A 14,420-nucleotide genomic window follows, 5' to 3' on the forward strand; every position below is an offset into this window, starting at 1 on the left:
AGTGGGCTCCCTCGCCACGGTGTCGAGCATGCTTCAAGCGGACAACGCGTTGAGCAACTCGCGGTTAAAGGCCGGGATGTCATCAGGCTGGCGGCTGCTGATCAACGTGCCGTCCTTGACCACTTCCTGGTCGACCCAGTTCGCGCCGGCGTTGACCAGGTCATCCTTGAGGGTCTTGTAGCTGGTCATGGTCTTGCCCTTGACCAGCCCGCTCGATACCAGCAGCCAGCCGCCATGGCAAATCACCGCGATGGGCTTTCTCGCCGCTTCGAAGCCCTTGACCAGTTTCTGGGCGTCGGGGTCGATGCGGATGGTGTCGGAGTTCTGCACGCCACCGGGCAGCACCACGGCGTCGTACTGCTCGACATTGGCGGCCTTGAAGGTCAGGTCGATCGGGAAGTCGTCGGCCGGCTGGTCATGGTTCCAGCCTTTGACCTGGCCTTCGCGGGCCGAAACGATGTCCACCTTGACGCCGGCCTGTTCCAGCGCCTGTTGGGGGCCGGTCAGTTCGGCTTGTTCAAAACCGTCGGTCACCAGGATGGCGACACGTTTATTGTTCAGGGAGCCAGGCATGAAAAAATCTCCTCAAGCTGAGTGGCTGGGTTGCCGACTAAAGCCTGTATGCAGGCTCGGCTGTCGGCCCTGTAAAGTCCGAAGCCGATGCCTGAAGGAAAGTTCCGCCGATCTCCCTTGCGGTGTATCGGATCCATCTTTAAGGGTTAGAATCCCCGCCTGACCCAGAGTGTGTACTCATGTCCAAAGAGCTTACTGCCGAACAGATCCAACAGTCCTTGCAAGGCATCAGCGTGCCGCCCCAGCCGCAGATCATGGTGGATCTGCAGATGGAGCAGTACATGCCCGACCCGGACCTGGAGACCATCGCCAAGTTGATTTCTCAGGACCCGGGCCTTTCCGGGGCCTTGCTCAAGATCGTCAACTCGCCGTATTACGGCCTGCGCAACAAGATCACCTCGATCCAGCGCGCGGTGAACCTGCTGGGCAGCCGTTCGATCATCAACCTGATCAATGCGCAGTCGATCAAGGGCGAGCTGCACGACGACGCCATCGTCACCCTGAACCGCTTCTGGGATACCGCCCAGGACGTGGCGATGACCTGCCTGACCCTGGCCAAGCGCGTTGGCCTGGAAAACGGTGACGAAGCCTATGCCCTGGGGTTGTTCCACGATTGTGGCGTGCCGTTGATGCTCAAGCAGTTTCCCAGCTACATGGGCGTGCTGGAAGAGGCCTACGCCAGTGCCAGCGCCGAGTGCCGGGTGGTGGACACCGAGAACCGCGTGTTCAATACCAACCATGCGGTGGTCGGTTACTACACTTCCAAGTCCTGGCGCCTGCCGGATCACGTCAGCCAGGCCATTGCCAACCACCACAATGCCCTGGCGGTGTTCAGCGACGAGTCTTCACGCAACAACAGCCCGCTGAAAAACCTGCTGGCGATCCTGAAGATGTCCGAGAACATCTGTGCCTCCCACCGGGTACTCGGCAATCAGGCCGAAGACCACGAGTGGGAGAGCGTCGGGGGCATGGTGCTCGACTACATCGGTTTGTCGGAATACGACTTCCAGACCCAAAAACAGGAAATTCGCGACCTCGCCTCCCGTTGAGCGCGCGGCTTCGCCTGACGCGAGAACCCCATGCCAGAACTGCCGGAAGTCGAAACCACCCGTCGCGGCATCGCGCCCCATCTTGAAGGCCAGCGGGTCAGTCGCGTGGTGGTCCGTGACCGCCGCCTGCGCTGGCCGATCCCGGAAGATCTCGACGTGCGGCTCTCGGGCCAGCGCATCGTGCAAGTGGAGCGGCGGGCCAAGTACCTGTTGATCAATGCCGAGGTCGGCACGTTGATCAGCCACCTGGGCATGTCCGGCAACTTGCGCCTGGTGGAGGTCGGCATGCCCGCCCTCAAGCATGAGCACGTGGACATCGAGCTGGAGTCGGGCCTGGCCTTGCGCTACACCGACCCTCGGCGTTTCGGCGCGATGCTCTGGAGCCTCGACCCGCTCAATCACGAGTTGTTGATTCGCCTCGGTCCCGAGCCGTTGACCGACCTGTTCGATGGCGAGCGGTTGTTCCAGCTTTCGCGAGGGCGCTCCATGGCCGTCAAGCCGTTCATCATGGACAACGCAGTGGTGGTGGGCGTGGGCAATATCTACGCGACCGAGGCGCTGTTCGCCGCCGGGATCGACCCGCGCCGGTCAGCCGGAGGCATTTCCCGGGCGCGTTACCTGAAGCTGGCGATCGAGATCAAGCGCATCCTCGCCCATGCCATCGAGCGCGGTGGCACCACGTTGCGGGACTTCATCGGTGGGGACGGCCAGCCGGGCTATTTCCAGCAGGAGCTGTTTGTCTATGGCCGGGGCGGGGAACTGTGCAAGGTCTGCGGCACGGGGCTGCGGGAAATCCGCCTGGGCCAGCGCGCCAGCGTCTGGTGCCCTCGCTGCCAGAGCTGATCGGTCCTACGGTCTATAGTCAGTATTAACTGATTTAGCCGAAGGATCGCCCGATGAAATTGCTTCGACCTGTCGCTTTAGCGCTGCTGCTGAGTGTTGGTTTGCCTGCCCAGGCCAACAGTGGCAGCGGCGACCCGCGCTACACCATCCAGAATCCGCCGGCTTTTGCCATGATCGGTGATCTGCTGATCGCCCGCCCACTGCTGCTCGCCGCCACGGTGATCGGGGCGGGGGCGTTCGTGGTGTCGTTGCCCTTTACCGCGCTGGGCGGTGGGGTCGGCGATGCGGGGAAGGCGCTGGTGGTGGACCCGGCGAAAGCCACGTTTGTGCGATGCCTGGGGTGTGTGGGGGAGGGGTTTGAGCGGCAGGAGTGAAGGTCGACAGTTATATCTGGGTGGTTGCTGAGGGCCTCTTCGCGAGCAAGCCCGCTCCCACAAGGGATGTGCTTATGACACAAATCATGTGAACACAGTCGATTTCTGTGGGAGCGGGCTTGCTCGCGAAGTCGTCGGTACAGACGCTACAAAACCACCTGGCTCAAGCCTTGCCAGTGATCTTGCGATATTTCTCCATCAACTGCTCTTCCGTCTCTGGATGAGCCTCGTCCAGCGGGATGCAATCCACTGGGCAAACCTGCTGGCACTGGGGTTCGTCGTAATGGCCGACGCACTGGGTGCACAGGTTCGGGTCGATGACGTAGATTTCCTCGCCTTGGGAAATGGCGGCGTTCGGGCACTCGGGTTCGCAGACGTCGCAATTGATGCAGTCGTCGGTGATGATCAGGGACATGCAGGCTCCTGCCGGGGCGTTGGGCCCGGGCATCTGAAAACGTATGGGCGCAATTGTGCCGCATTGACGAGCGCAGTGCACGCGGGCGCGATGGACTGCGCTGTGCTGCGAGGCGGCTCGCAGTACCCGCCAGCTATTTCTTGAAGCGCAGCGTCAGCGCATCGGCCACGGCCGGGTGGACGAACTTGGTGATATCACCGCCCAACGCCGCAATTTCCCGCACCAAGGTCGAGGAAATGAACGAGTAGCGTTCCGACGGCGTCAGGAACAGGCTTTCGACGTCCGGTGCCAGCTGGCGGTTCATGTTGGCCAGTTGGAACTCATACTCGAAGTCCGAGACCGCGCGCAGGCCGCGCAGGAACACGTTGGCGTTCTTTTCCTTGGCAAAGTGGGCCAGAAGCGTCGAGAAGCCGACCACTTCCACGTTGGGCAGGTGTTTGGTGACCTCGCGGGCCAGCTCCACACGTTGTTCCAGCGGGAACAGCGGATTTTTCTTCGGGCTGGCGGCGACGGCAATGATCACATGGTCGAACAGGCGCGCGGCGCGTTCGACCAGATCGCCATGGCCCTTGGTAATAGGGTCGAAGGTACCTGGGTACAACACTCGGTTCATCGCGTCGTCCTGGCGGGAGTCCGTTGGGGAGTCGGATGGTATCGCAGCCTTCTCGGTCGGCCAAGTCGGCTGTTGCGTAAGAAAGCACTATAGACGCTGCGAATAACCCGGATATCCAGACGTTCGGTAAGCCTGTGGCGAGGGAGCTTGCTCCCGCTGGGCTGCGCAGCAGACCCATTTTGTGAGCGCTTCGCGCTCAAGCGGGAGCAAGCTCCCTCGCCACGGTTTCAATACAGGGTTCATGGGTTTTTCAGGCGTTCGGCCAGGGCCGTCGCCAGTTGTGCGGTCAGCCCGTACACCGACAACTGCGGGTTGGCGCCGATGCTGGTGGGGAACAGCGAGCCGTCATGGATCGACAGGTTGCCCAGTTGGTGGTGGCGGCCCAGGCTGTCGGCGACAGCGGTTTTCGGGTCTTCGCCCATGGCGCAGCCACCCATCACGTGGGCACTGCCCAGGCGCGTGCGATACAAGGCCAGGTCGAGTCCGTCGATCAGTGTGCGGGCTTCGGCCAGGGTCTTCACGTAGTGGGCATCGCTATGGGCGGGCATGACCGCCTTGGCGCCGCCGGCGAATTGTATTTCGGCCATGCTGTGGAAAGCCCGGCGCAGGCCATCCCAGGTATACGGCGAAACGGGGTAGTCGAGCACGGGCGTGCCGTCGCTGCGCAACTCGACGTTGCCGCCGGGACTGTCCGGGTGAAAACCGTCGCGCAACAGCGCCAGCATGGCGTGGGTATGGGGCAGTTGGGCCATGTGCACGGCGTTCTCGGCGCCGAACCCGCCCAATAACGTGGTGGCGAGGGCCGGGTGCAGGGGCGGGACTTCGAGCTTGTAGGCCATCTTGCCGGTAGTCCCGTCCTGCCATTGGAAATGATCCGAATAAATCGATTGCGGCGCGCCGTAGAACGGATTGATGACCTCGTCGAATTGCCCGACGGACATGTTTACCAAGTGCAGGAAGGTGCGCTTGCCCACGCGTTCGTGCGGGTCTGGCGCCTCGGAGCGCAACAGCAGGCCCGGGCTGTTGATGCCACCACCCGCCAGCACGTAGTGCCGCGCCTTGACGGTGATGCGCCGCCCGGTCGGCGCCACGCAACGTTCGTCCATGGCTTGGCACTCGATGCCGACCACCGCGTCGTTCTTGATCGTCAGGCGCTCGGCCCGCGCCAGGTAAAGCAGCGCGCCACCCTTGTCCAGCGTGGCCGGGATGGTGGTGACCAGCATCGACTGCTTGGCGTTGGTCGGGCAGCCCATGCCGCAATAACCCAGGTTCCAGCAACCGCGGACGTTGCGCGGGATGACGTGCCAGGCGTAGCCCAGTTGTTCACAGCCTTTGCGGATCACGTCGTTGTTGGCGTTGGGCGGAACGAGCCACGGCGCCACGCCCAGGCGTTGTTCCATCTGCGCAAACCAGGGTGCCATGTCAGCACGGCCGTGGCCCTTGACGTTGTGCTCGGCGGCCCAATGGTCGAGGGTCTGGTCGGGCGTGCGGAAGCTGGAGGTCCAATTGATCAGCGTCGTGCCGCCGACGGCCCGGCCCTGGAGAATGATAATGGCGCCGTCCTTGCTCATGCGCCCGAGGCCTTCCTGGTACAGGCTGCTGTAGGCCTGGTCTTCGAGCAGCTTGAAGTCATGGCTGGTCTTGAGCGGCCCTTCCTCGATCAGCAACACACGGTAGCCGGCGGCACTGAGGATTTCCGCCGTGGTCCCGCCACCGGCACCGCTGCCGACGATGGCCACGTCCGCTTCCAGGGTCAGGTCTTCGGTCAGCTGCGCGCCGTTGTAGGTGGTCCAGCCACGGGCGAGGCCTTCGCGGAAGGGATCGGGTACGGGCATGTTCAGGGCTCTCTTATTGTTATGTGTCGACGATGAGGAACCCTGTGGAAGCGGGCTTGCTCGCGAAGGCGGCTGTACATTCAACATTTATGCAAGCTGACACACCGCCTTCGCGAGCAAGCCCGCTCCCACAGGATCTCACTGGCTTTCAAATCTTGGGCGGTCCTGGATACCCGCAACGCGCCCAGGACTCGGGGCGGCTGTACCAGGCCATCATCAGCAGTTGCAGCAATGAGCTGTGGCCTTGGCGCAGCAGGTCCAGAGAACTGTTTTCCCACCGGGCGAGGAACTGGCGGATGTCATCGGCGCTGGCGTTCTCCCACGTGCCCCAGACCCCGGTCAGTGGTCCACGGGTAATGCCAAGGGTGAGCACATCGAACAGCTGATGCGTGAGCTTGAGCATGGCGGGGGACAAGTGGGCCAGGCCGTTGTCCAGGCTTTTCAGGGTTTCGTCAGTGGCGGCAGGGATTCGTTCGGGGGTCACTGCGCCCTCCAGCATCACGGGGATGACGCTGCGTAGAAATGGCAGGTCGCTGTCGCGCAGGGCGATCAAGCCCGCGGCCGGTTGGCTTGGCGAGCAACCGCTCAGGCTGACGCCGAGCCCGACGGTGGCCAGGAAGGCGCTGGCGCCGAGGCTGAATTTCAGCAGGCCGCGCCGTGACAGCGCGGGGGTATCGATGAGGCTTGGGTTCATTATTGTTATTACCCGGCAAGAGACGCGTCAGCGGACAAACAGCTTCTGGATCAGTTTCTGCAACGGCTTGCCATAGGGTGGATAAATCAGCTTCGCCGCGTTGAACCGCTGTTTGGTCAGCACGCCCTTGGCCTTGCTGAAGGTCAGGAAACCCTCATGCCCGTGGTAGTGCCCCATTCCCGAGGGCCCGATGCCGCCGAATGGCATGTCATCCTGGGCGACATGCAGCAGCGTGTCGTTCAGGCAGACGCCGCCGGAATGGGTTTCGTGGAGCACGCGATGCTGTTCGGCCTTGTTGTAGCCGAAGTAGTAGAGCGCCAGCGGGCGGGGTCGCTGACTGATGTAGGCAAACGCCTGTTCGAGATTGTCATAAGGCACGATGGGCAGCAGCGGGCCGAAGATCTCGTCCTGCATGACGTTCATCTCATCGTTGACGTTGAGCAGCAGGCTGTGGGCCATGCGGCGACCCTGGCCTTGCTCGAACAGCTCGATCAGCAACGCGCCTTTGCTGGTGGCGTCGCCGATGTAGCCGTTGAGCCGCGCCAGTTGTCGTTCGTTGATGACGGCGGTGTAGTCCGGGTTGTCCGCCAGGGTCGGATAAAACCCTCGAACCGCCTCGCGATAGGCCTCGACGAACTCGCCGACGCGGTTCTGCGGCACTAGCACATAGTCCGGGGCGACACAGGTTTGCCCGGCATTCAGGGTTTTGCCGAAGGCAATGCGTTCGGCGGCGTCCTTGATCGGTACATCGACCGACACGATGGCCGGCGATTTCCCACCCAGCTCAAGGGTGACAGGCGTCAGGTTTTCGGCAGCGGCGCGCATGACATGCTTGCCAATGCTGGTGGCGCCGGTGAACAACAGGTGATCGAAGGGCAACTTGGAAAACGCCATGCCCACGTCCGCCTCGCCCAGCACCACGCACACCAGGTCCTGGGGGAAGACCCGGGCCAGCAATTGCTTGAGCAGCAAACCGGTCGCCGGTGTCGATTCGCTGAGCTTGAGCATCACCCGGTTGCCCGCCGCCAGTGCCCCTACCAGCGGCCCGATGGCGAGGAACAGTGGGTAATTCCACGGGACGATGACCCCGACCACGCCCAACGGCTGATAGATCACTTTGGCGGACGCCGGTTGAAAGGCCATGCCCACCTTGCGCCGGGAGGGCTTCATCCAACCCTGGAGGTGACGGCTGGCGTAATGAATGCCATGCAGGCTCGGCATCAGCTCGGCCAGCAGTGTTTCGTCGGCGCTGCGGTGGCTGAAGTCCTGGCTGATGGCGTCGATCAAGGCTTGGCGTTCGTTGCTTAATACCTCCCGCAGTGCCTTGAGCCATTGGCGGCGCTGTACGGCCGGTGGCATCGGGTGGGCGGCGTAGGCCAGGCGCTGGGCATCGAAGCGCGACCGCAGCTCGTCCAGTTGTTGTTGAGACTCGTGCAGGTAGGCCACGTCGGCAGGCATCGTCAGGCACCAGATATTATTAGAGTGGGTGTTTTTTAGAGCTTATACTCTAAAAAGTCAATGACATCCTTAGCGGCTTTGGGTTTTTCCTGTGGCGGATAGGTCGTAAGATGCCGTTCAATGCTTTCGTCGAATTAAAGCCCAAACCATGGCCCCACGAATGAAAACCAGCGAGCGCATCGTGCAAAACAGCCTCGAGCTGTTCAACCAACAGGGTGAGCGTAGCGTCAGCACCAATCACATCGCCGCCCACATGGACATGTCCCCGGGCAATCTCTATTACCACTTCCCCAACAAGCAGGCGATTATCGCCGTGCTGTTCAGTGAGTATGAGAACCTGGTGGACAGTTTCCTGCGACCGCCCCAGGGCCGGGCGGCGACAGTGGATGACAAACGCTTTTACCTGCAGGAACTGCTGGCGGCCATGTGGCGCTATCGCTTCCTGCACCGGGACCTGGAGCATCTGCTCGACAGCGATCCGGACCTGGCGGCCCGCTATCGGCGGTTTTCCCAGCGCTGCCTGATCCACGGCACCGCCATCTACGAGGGCTTCGTTGCCGCCGGTATCCTGAAGATGGACCGGGTGCAGATCGAATCCCTGACCCTCAACGCCTGGATCATCCTCACGTCCTGGGTGCGGTTCTTGTGCACCACGCGGGAAAATTTCAGCCACCTGAGCGAGCAGGCCATCAAGCGTGGCGTCTATCAGGTGCTGGTGCTGGAGGCCGGTTTCGTGACCGATCAGGCCCGCGAGGCGGTGGATGCACTGTTCAAGGAATATTACGTCCCGCTGGCCCAGACCCTGGAGGAAGGGCAGTAGGAATCGATCCCCGATTTAGTCACAGGAGCTCACCATGCCCATCGCGCAACTCATCAGCCCCCAAGCCCTCGAACAGCGGCGATCCCAGCCCGGGCTGGTGATCCTCGATTGCCGTTTCGCCCTGGAAGACCCGGATTACGGTCAGCGCAGTTATGCCGAGGGCCACATTGCCGGGGCGTCTTTCGCAGACCTTGAGCGCGATTTGAGTGGAGCGGTGACAAAGGGCGTGACCGGGCGTCATCCGTTGCCCGAGCCCGAGGCGTTGATCGAGCGTCTCAAGACTTGGGGGCTGGATAACGACAGCGAGGTCGTGCTGTACGACGACGGTCCCGGCGCCTATGCCGCGCGGGCCTGGTGGTTGCTGGCCTGGCTGGGCAAGCGCGACGGCGTGTACATCCTCGACGGTGGGCTCAAGGCCTGGCATGCCGCCGGCTTGCCCCTGAGTCTTGATCCGCCGCAGAACGGTCGTGGGACCTTCAGCGGTGCGCCGGACGCGAGTTTGTTGATCGATGCGCAAGCCCTGCAACAACGCCTTGGCGAGCCGGCCATGACTTTGCTGGATGCCCGGGCCTTGCCGCGTTTCAAGGGCGAAGTCGAGCCGATCGACCCGATAGCCGGGCATATCCCGGGCGCCCAGTGCGCAGCGTTCACGGACAACCTGGGCGCCGATGGCCGCTTCCTGCCGGCCGAACAGCTCAAGCAACGCTTCGCCGAAAAACTGGGCGAGCGTTCGCCCACCGAACTGGTGGCGTACTGCGGCTCCGGCGTGACGGCGTGTCATAACCTGTTTGCCTTGTGCCTGGCAGGCTATCCGTTGGGACGGCTGTATGCCGGCTCGTGGAGTGAGTGGATCAATGATCCACAGCGGGGCGTGGCGAAGGGCGAATAACGAACACCCGGAATCGATATGGGTGAACACCAGACTGGTGGACACCCCGGAAAAAATTGTGGGAGCGGGCTTGCTCGCGAAGACGGCGGTACATCCAACATTAATGCAATCTGACCCACCGCTTTCGCGAGCAAGCCCGCTCCCACAGGGGATTCGTTTTGTCTGCAGATCCTTTTACTGCCCTTGCCACGCTCAGCCGCGCCCCAGGCTGGCCAGCCAATGGGGAATCCGCCGCTCCAGGTAATACCCGGGGCGCCGCAAGGTTCCGTCGACAAACCCCACATGCCCACCCCGGGCGTGCAATTCAATCCGGGTCGAGGCCGATAATTCGCCCGGTTCGGGCAGGCTGTGGGGGAAGACAAAAGGATCGTCGGCGGCCTGGATGACCAGGGTCGGCGTGCTGATAGCTGCCATGAAATAGCGGCTGGAGGCGCGGCGGTAGTAATCCGCTGCATCGGAGAACCCATGCAGCGGCGCCGTTACCCGGCCGTCAAAGTCCCAGAAGGTGCGCATGTTCTCCAGCGGGCCCAGCGCCGCCAGGGTCGCCAGGCCTTCGTGACGTCCGTCGTGCAGAAACTGGCGTTGCTTGTTGCGCACATAGGCCACCAGTTGTCGCATGAAATGCGCCTGGTAGAGCTTCGAGAATCCCTGGCCGATGCGATCGGCGCACTGGTCGAGGCGAAACGGTACCGAGACCGCCACCGCCCCTTGCAACTGGCTGTCGCCGCCGGTTTCCCCCAGGTGCTTGAGCAACACATTGCCGCCCAACGAATAGCCCACCGCAAACAGCGGCGCCAAGGGGCGTCGGGCGCGCAAATGGGCGATGGCGGCGGCCAGGTCTTCGCTGACGCCCGAATGATAGCTGCGGGGCAGCAGGTTCGGCTCACCCGAGCAGCCGCGCCAGTTCAACGCCGCACTGGCCCAGCCCTGGCGACCGAGCGCCTGCTGCAACCCGGCCACGTAGGGCGAATTGGAAGAGCCGGTCAGCCCGTGCAGCACCAGCACCAAGGGTGCCTCGGCGCTGTGGGGGCCATGCCAGTCGAGGTCGAGGAAATCGCCGTCTTCCAACCACAAGCGCTCGCGTTGGCGCGCGATGTGGGTGGTCGGGCGCCACAAGGGGCCCCACAAGGTTTGCAGGTGCGGATTGCCAAGGCCCGGAGCAGGGACGAAACGTTCAGGTGCGGCGGACATCATTATTATTCTCGATGTACGGGTCAGCCGTTCAGCCCATGTCCTTTGTCAAACGCTGCCACAACGCGTAATACACCCGTCCGGATTTCTGCTCGCGGTGCAAGCGCCAGTTGCCCGGCAAGCCCAGGGTGGACGGGGCGGTCTCGCTTTCAGTGTAGACCCAGGCATCCTCGGCCAGCCACTGGCGTTCCTCGAGCAAGGCGCAGACCGTCGGCAGCAGGTTCTGGTTGAACGGCGGGTCGAGGAACACCAGGTCGAAAGGTGTCGCCGGTTGGCTGTCGAGGTAGCGCAGTGCATCGGCGGTTTGCACCTGGCCGACGGTGCAGCGCAGGGTGCCCAGGTGTTCCTTCAGGCTGGAGACCGCCAGGTTGCTGGCGTCCAGCGCCTGGCCCATGGCGGCGCCACGAGACAGGGCCTCGAGAAACAAGGCGCCGCTGCCGGCGAACGGGTCGAGCACCCGGGCACCCGCCACGTAGGGCGCGAGCCAGTTGAACAGGGTTTCCCGCACGCGGTCCGGGGTCGGGCGCAAGCCTGGGGCATCCGGGAAGCTAAGGCGCCGGCTGCGCCATTCGCCGCCGATGATGCGCAACTGGTTCACACCGTTGTGCACGGGTTTCTTGCTGGAATTGGATGGGCGGGCCATTAGTGCTCCGGAACCCCGAGCGGCTGCTCGGCAGGTTTGTCAGTGGGGGGCGGCAACGGCTTTTGCGGCACGCTCGGGCCGGCGGTGACGATAACCATCTTGTCGGTGCTCAGGTGTTTGTTCAGCGCGGCCTTGACCTGCTCGACGGTCAGTTCCTGGGACTGGCGCATGAAGTCCTCCAGGTAGCTCAGCGGCAAGTCGTAGAACCCCATGGCGCCGAGCTGGCCGACGATGTCGGCGTTGCTGGCGGTGGACAGCGGGAAGCTACCGGCCAGCTCGCGCTTGGCGTCATCGAGTTCTTTTTGGGTCGGACCGTTCTTGAGGTAGTCGGCGAACACGTCCTGCACCAGTTTCAAGGTGCCCTCGCTCATCTCTGCACGGGTTTGCAAATTGATCATGAACGGGCCGCGGGCCTGCATCGCCGTGAAACCGGAGTACACGCCGTAGGTCAGGCCGCGCTTTTCGCGAACTTCAGTCATCAACCGCGTGCCGAAGCCACCGCCGCCGAGGATCTGGTTGCCCAGGGACACGGCGGCGTAGTCCGGATCGTCGCGGTCGATGCCCAGTTGCGCGAGCATCAGGTTGGTCTGCTTGGAGGGGAACTCGATGTGACCGATGCTCGCCTTCGGCTCCACCGGTGGCGGGGTTTTCGCCAGGGCCGGGCCTTTGGGGAGCGCGGTGGAAACCTGGTTGGCAATCGCTTCTGCTTCGGCGCGGGACAAGTCCCCCACCAGTGCGATCACGGCGTTGCCGGCGGCATAGGCCTTGGCGTGGAACGCCCGGGCCTGGGCCAGGGTGATCGGTGGAATGCTCTCGGCGGTGCCGTCGCTGGAGTGGGCATACGGATGCTCGCCGTACAGGCGCTTCATCAGTTCCAGGCCCGCCAGTTTGCCGGGGTTCTGCTTCTGGTACTCGAAGCCGGCCAGCATCTGATTCTTGATCCGGGCAAGGGAGTCGGCGGGGAAGGTCGGTTTGCCGACGACTTCGGCGAACAACTTCAATGCCGGCTCGCGCTTGTCGGCCGCACTGAGACTGCGCAGGGACGCCACGGCCATGTCCCGGTAGGCACCGTTGCCGAAGTCCGCGCCGAGGCTTTCGAAGCCCTGGGCAATGGCGCTGACATCCTTGCCGGCCACGCCTTCGTTGAGCATGGCGTTGGTCAGCAGGGCGAGGCCAGGGGCGTCGCCGTCCTGGCTGCTGCCGGCGGCGAAGGTCAGGCGCAGGTCGAACATCGGCAATTCCCGGGCTTCGACGAACAGCACCTTGGCGCCGTCGGCGGTTTTCCAGGTTTGCACGTCGAGCTGGCGCCGGCTGGGCGCCTTGTCGTTCAGTTCAGCCAAGGATTGCAGCTTGTTGCCGGACTTGGCCTTGTCCAAGGCCTGGCTGGCGTTGGAGTCGCTGGACGGCGTCAGGTAAAAGGCCAGGGCGCAGGCCAGGGCGATCGACACCAGGCCGATCGGCACCAGGCGCGATGATTTGCGCTCACTCATGAGCTTTCTCCTCGGGCAGGATGTGCGCAACGCTTAGACGCGAGCGGGTGAAATACAGCTGGGCTGCCTTCTGGATGTCTTGCGGGGTCACGCTTCGCAGTTCGGCGAGTTCGGTGTCCATCAGTTTCCAGGACAAACCGACGGTTTCCAGCTGGCCGATGGCGGTGGCCTGGCTGGTGATCGAATCGCGCTCATACACCAGGCCGGCGATGACCTGGGCGCGTACGCGTTCCAGTTCCTCGGCGGTCGGGGCGGTGGTTTTCAACTGTTCGAGCAAGCGCCACAGGCCGGCTTCGGCCTGGGCCAGGGTTTTGTTTTTCTGCGTGTTGGGCGTTGCCGACAAGGTGAACAGCGTGTCGCCACGGGTGAACGCGTCGTAGCTCGACGAACCGCCGGACACCAACTCTTCACCGCGCTCCAGCTGGGTCGGGATCCGGCCGCTGTAGCCGCCGTCCAGCAGGGCCGAGATCAGCCGCAGGGCATTGACCGACGCCTTGTCTGTCGTGGTGGCGATGCTGGGCACGTTGAAAGCCAGCATCACGCTGGGCAGTTGGGTCTGCACATGCAAAGTGATCTGGCGCTCGCCGGGTTCGGCCAGTTCCAGGGGGATTTTCGCGACCGGCACCGCGCGCCGGGCAATCGGGCCGAAATAACGCTGGGCCAGGGACTTGACCTCATCCGGCGTTACGTCGCCAACCACCACCAGGGTCGCGTTGTTCGGGGTGTACCAGGATTGGTACCAGTGACGCAGCTCTTCGACGGTCATCCGGTCCAGGTCGGCCATCCAGCCGATGGTCGGCGTGTGGTAGCCGCTGGCCGGATAAGCCATGGCCTTGAAGCGCTCGTAGGCCTTGGACATGGGCTTGTCGTCGGTGCGCATGCGGCGCTCTTCCTTGATCACCTCGATCTCGCGGCTGAATTCCTCCGGCGGCAGGCGCAGGCTGGCCATGCGATCGGCTTCCAATTCGAAGGCCACGCCCAGGCGGTCACGGGCCAGCACCTGGTAGTAGGCGGTGAAGTCATCGCTGGTAAAGGCGTTCTCCTCGGCGCCCAGGTCGCGCAGGATCAGCGAGGCTTCGCCGGGGCCGACTTTTTCACTGCCCTTGAACATCATGTGTTCAAGAGCGTGGGACAAACCGGTCTGGCCTGGCGTTTCGTAGCTGGAGCCCACCTTGTACCAGACCTGGGACACCACCACCGGCGCGCGATGGTCTTCGCGCACGACGACCTTCAGGCCGTTGTCGAGGGTGAATTCATGGGTGGGTTGTGGGTCGGCAGCCAAGGCTGAAAAGGGCAGACAAACTGTGCTGAGCAGCAGGCCTGCGGCGCGGCGGGCAAGAGCATTCATTCGTGTTTAAACCTGTTGGGTTGCCCGCTAGGTCTTAGCGTCGGCGGGCGAGAGGGTGCTAGGATACTGATCCGTTTTACTGGCGGCCACGCCTATCGGGCCTTTTATCGGCCCGGGGTTGTCTGGGTTCCCCGGAGAAACGTTGGGTTTGCTCGTTGATCCCGACGTTTTCGCCGATGATGCCG

The 14,420-nt window shown here is 63.1% G+C and carries 15 protein-coding genes; 5 read left to right on the forward strand and 10 right to left on the reverse strand.

What is annotated here, in order from left to right:
- Positions 1–33 precede the first annotated feature (33 nt).
- The gene (locus J3P88_RS02015; RefSeq protein ID WP_434573731.1) at positions 34–573 is read right to left on the reverse strand and encodes a type 1 glutamine amidotransferase domain-containing protein; all 540 of its coding nucleotides are present in this window, start codon (positions 571–573) and stop codon (positions 34–36) included.
- Positions 574–806: 233 nt separating this feature from the next.
- Here J3P88_RS02015 and J3P88_RS02020 point away from each other — a divergent pair, with 233 nt between their 5' ends.
- From J3P88_RS02020 to J3P88_RS02030, 3 genes are read left to right on the forward strand one after another with little or no spacing between them, the layout of a single operon-like run.
- Positions 807–1,622, forward strand: coding sequence for an HDOD domain-containing protein (locus tag J3P88_RS02020; RefSeq protein WP_434576340.1), 816 nt, complete (start codon positions 807–809; stop codon positions 1,620–1,622).
- A 30-nt stretch (positions 1,623–1,652) separates the two neighbouring features.
- Positions 1,653–2,465, forward strand: a complete 813-nt coding sequence (gene mutM, locus J3P88_RS02025; protein ID WP_186707547.1) for a bifunctional DNA-formamidopyrimidine glycosylase/DNA-(apurinic or apyrimidinic site) lyase — start codon at positions 1,653–1,655, stop codon at positions 2,463–2,465.
- A 53-nt stretch (positions 2,466–2,518) separates the two neighbouring features.
- On the forward strand, positions 2,519–2,839 hold the full coding sequence (locus J3P88_RS02030) for a multidrug transporter (RefSeq protein ID WP_186707546.1): 321 nt from the start codon (positions 2,519–2,521) through the stop codon (positions 2,837–2,839).
- Between the two features lie 163 nt (positions 2,840–3,002).
- Here the strand turns inward: J3P88_RS02030 and J3P88_RS02035 are convergent, their stop codons facing one another.
- The 5 genes from J3P88_RS02035 to J3P88_RS02055 form a co-directional block, all read right to left on the reverse strand.
- A complete protein-coding gene (locus J3P88_RS02035) occupies positions 3,003–3,254 on the reverse strand; it encodes a YfhL family 4Fe-4S dicluster ferredoxin (RefSeq protein ID WP_003195146.1) in 252 nt (83 codons plus the stop codon).
- A 133-nt stretch (positions 3,255–3,387) separates the two neighbouring features.
- Positions 3,388–3,867: a pantetheine-phosphate adenylyltransferase gene (coaD, locus tag J3P88_RS02040; RefSeq protein WP_003177462.1), complete on the reverse strand. Its 480-nt coding sequence runs from the start codon at positions 3,865–3,867 to the stop codon at positions 3,388–3,390.
- A gap of 239 nt (positions 3,868–4,106) precedes the next feature.
- Entirely contained in the window at positions 4,107–5,702 is a 1,596-nt protein-coding gene (locus J3P88_RS02045) for a GMC family oxidoreductase N-terminal domain-containing protein (RefSeq protein WP_434573737.1), read from the reverse strand.
- Between the two features lie 148 nt (positions 5,703–5,850).
- Entirely contained in the window at positions 5,851–6,396 is a 546-nt protein-coding gene (locus J3P88_RS02050) for a twin-arginine translocation pathway signal protein (protein ID WP_434573739.1), read from the reverse strand.
- 27 nt (positions 6,397–6,423) lie between these two features.
- Positions 6,424–7,854 (reverse strand): coniferyl aldehyde dehydrogenase, encoded by a 1,431-nt coding sequence (locus J3P88_RS02055; protein ID WP_434573741.1) that lies wholly within the window; start codon positions 7,852–7,854, stop codon positions 6,424–6,426.
- Between the two features lie 148 nt (positions 7,855–8,002).
- Between J3P88_RS02055 and J3P88_RS02060 the strand changes: the two genes are divergently transcribed.
- Positions 8,003–8,674: a TetR/AcrR family transcriptional regulator gene (locus tag J3P88_RS02060; protein WP_060740184.1), complete on the forward strand. Its 672-nt coding sequence runs from the start codon at positions 8,003–8,005 to the stop codon at positions 8,672–8,674.
- A gap of 34 nt (positions 8,675–8,708) precedes the next feature.
- On the forward strand, positions 8,709–9,563 hold the full coding sequence (locus J3P88_RS02065) for a sulfurtransferase (protein ID WP_186707542.1): 855 nt from the start codon (positions 8,709–8,711) through the stop codon (positions 9,561–9,563).
- A gap of 192 nt (positions 9,564–9,755) precedes the next feature.
- On the opposite strand, the gene J3P88_RS02070 is transcribed toward J3P88_RS02065, so the two are convergent.
- From J3P88_RS02070 to J3P88_RS02085, 4 genes are read right to left on the reverse strand one after another with little or no spacing between them, the layout of a single operon-like run.
- Positions 9,756–10,754, reverse strand: coding sequence for a hydrolase (locus J3P88_RS02070; RefSeq protein ID WP_434576342.1), 999 nt, complete (start codon positions 10,752–10,754; stop codon positions 9,756–9,758).
- Positions 10,755–10,785: 31 nt separating this feature from the next.
- On the reverse strand, positions 10,786–11,397 hold the full coding sequence (gene rsmD / locus J3P88_RS02075) for a 16S rRNA (guanine(966)-N(2))-methyltransferase RsmD (protein ID WP_122567412.1): 612 nt from the start codon (positions 11,395–11,397) through the stop codon (positions 10,786–10,788).
- The gene (locus J3P88_RS02080; RefSeq protein WP_434573744.1) at positions 11,397–12,887 is read right to left on the reverse strand and encodes a M16 family metallopeptidase; all 1,491 of its coding nucleotides are present in this window, start codon (positions 12,885–12,887) and stop codon (positions 11,397–11,399) included. The genes rsmD and J3P88_RS02080 overlap by 1 nt, the downstream gene beginning before the upstream one ends.
- Entirely contained in the window at positions 12,880–14,235 is a 1,356-nt protein-coding gene (locus J3P88_RS02085) for a M16 family metallopeptidase (RefSeq protein ID WP_434573745.1), read from the reverse strand. Before J3P88_RS02085 ends, J3P88_RS02080 begins: the two co-directional genes overlap by 8 nt.
- Positions 14,236–14,420: the final 185 nt, after the last annotated feature.

This window comes from Pseudomonas sp. Z3-6 (assembly GCF_051131985.1).
Classification (GTDB): domain Bacteria; phylum Pseudomonadota; class Gammaproteobacteria; order Pseudomonadales; family Pseudomonadaceae; genus Aquipseudomonas; species Aquipseudomonas zanjanensis.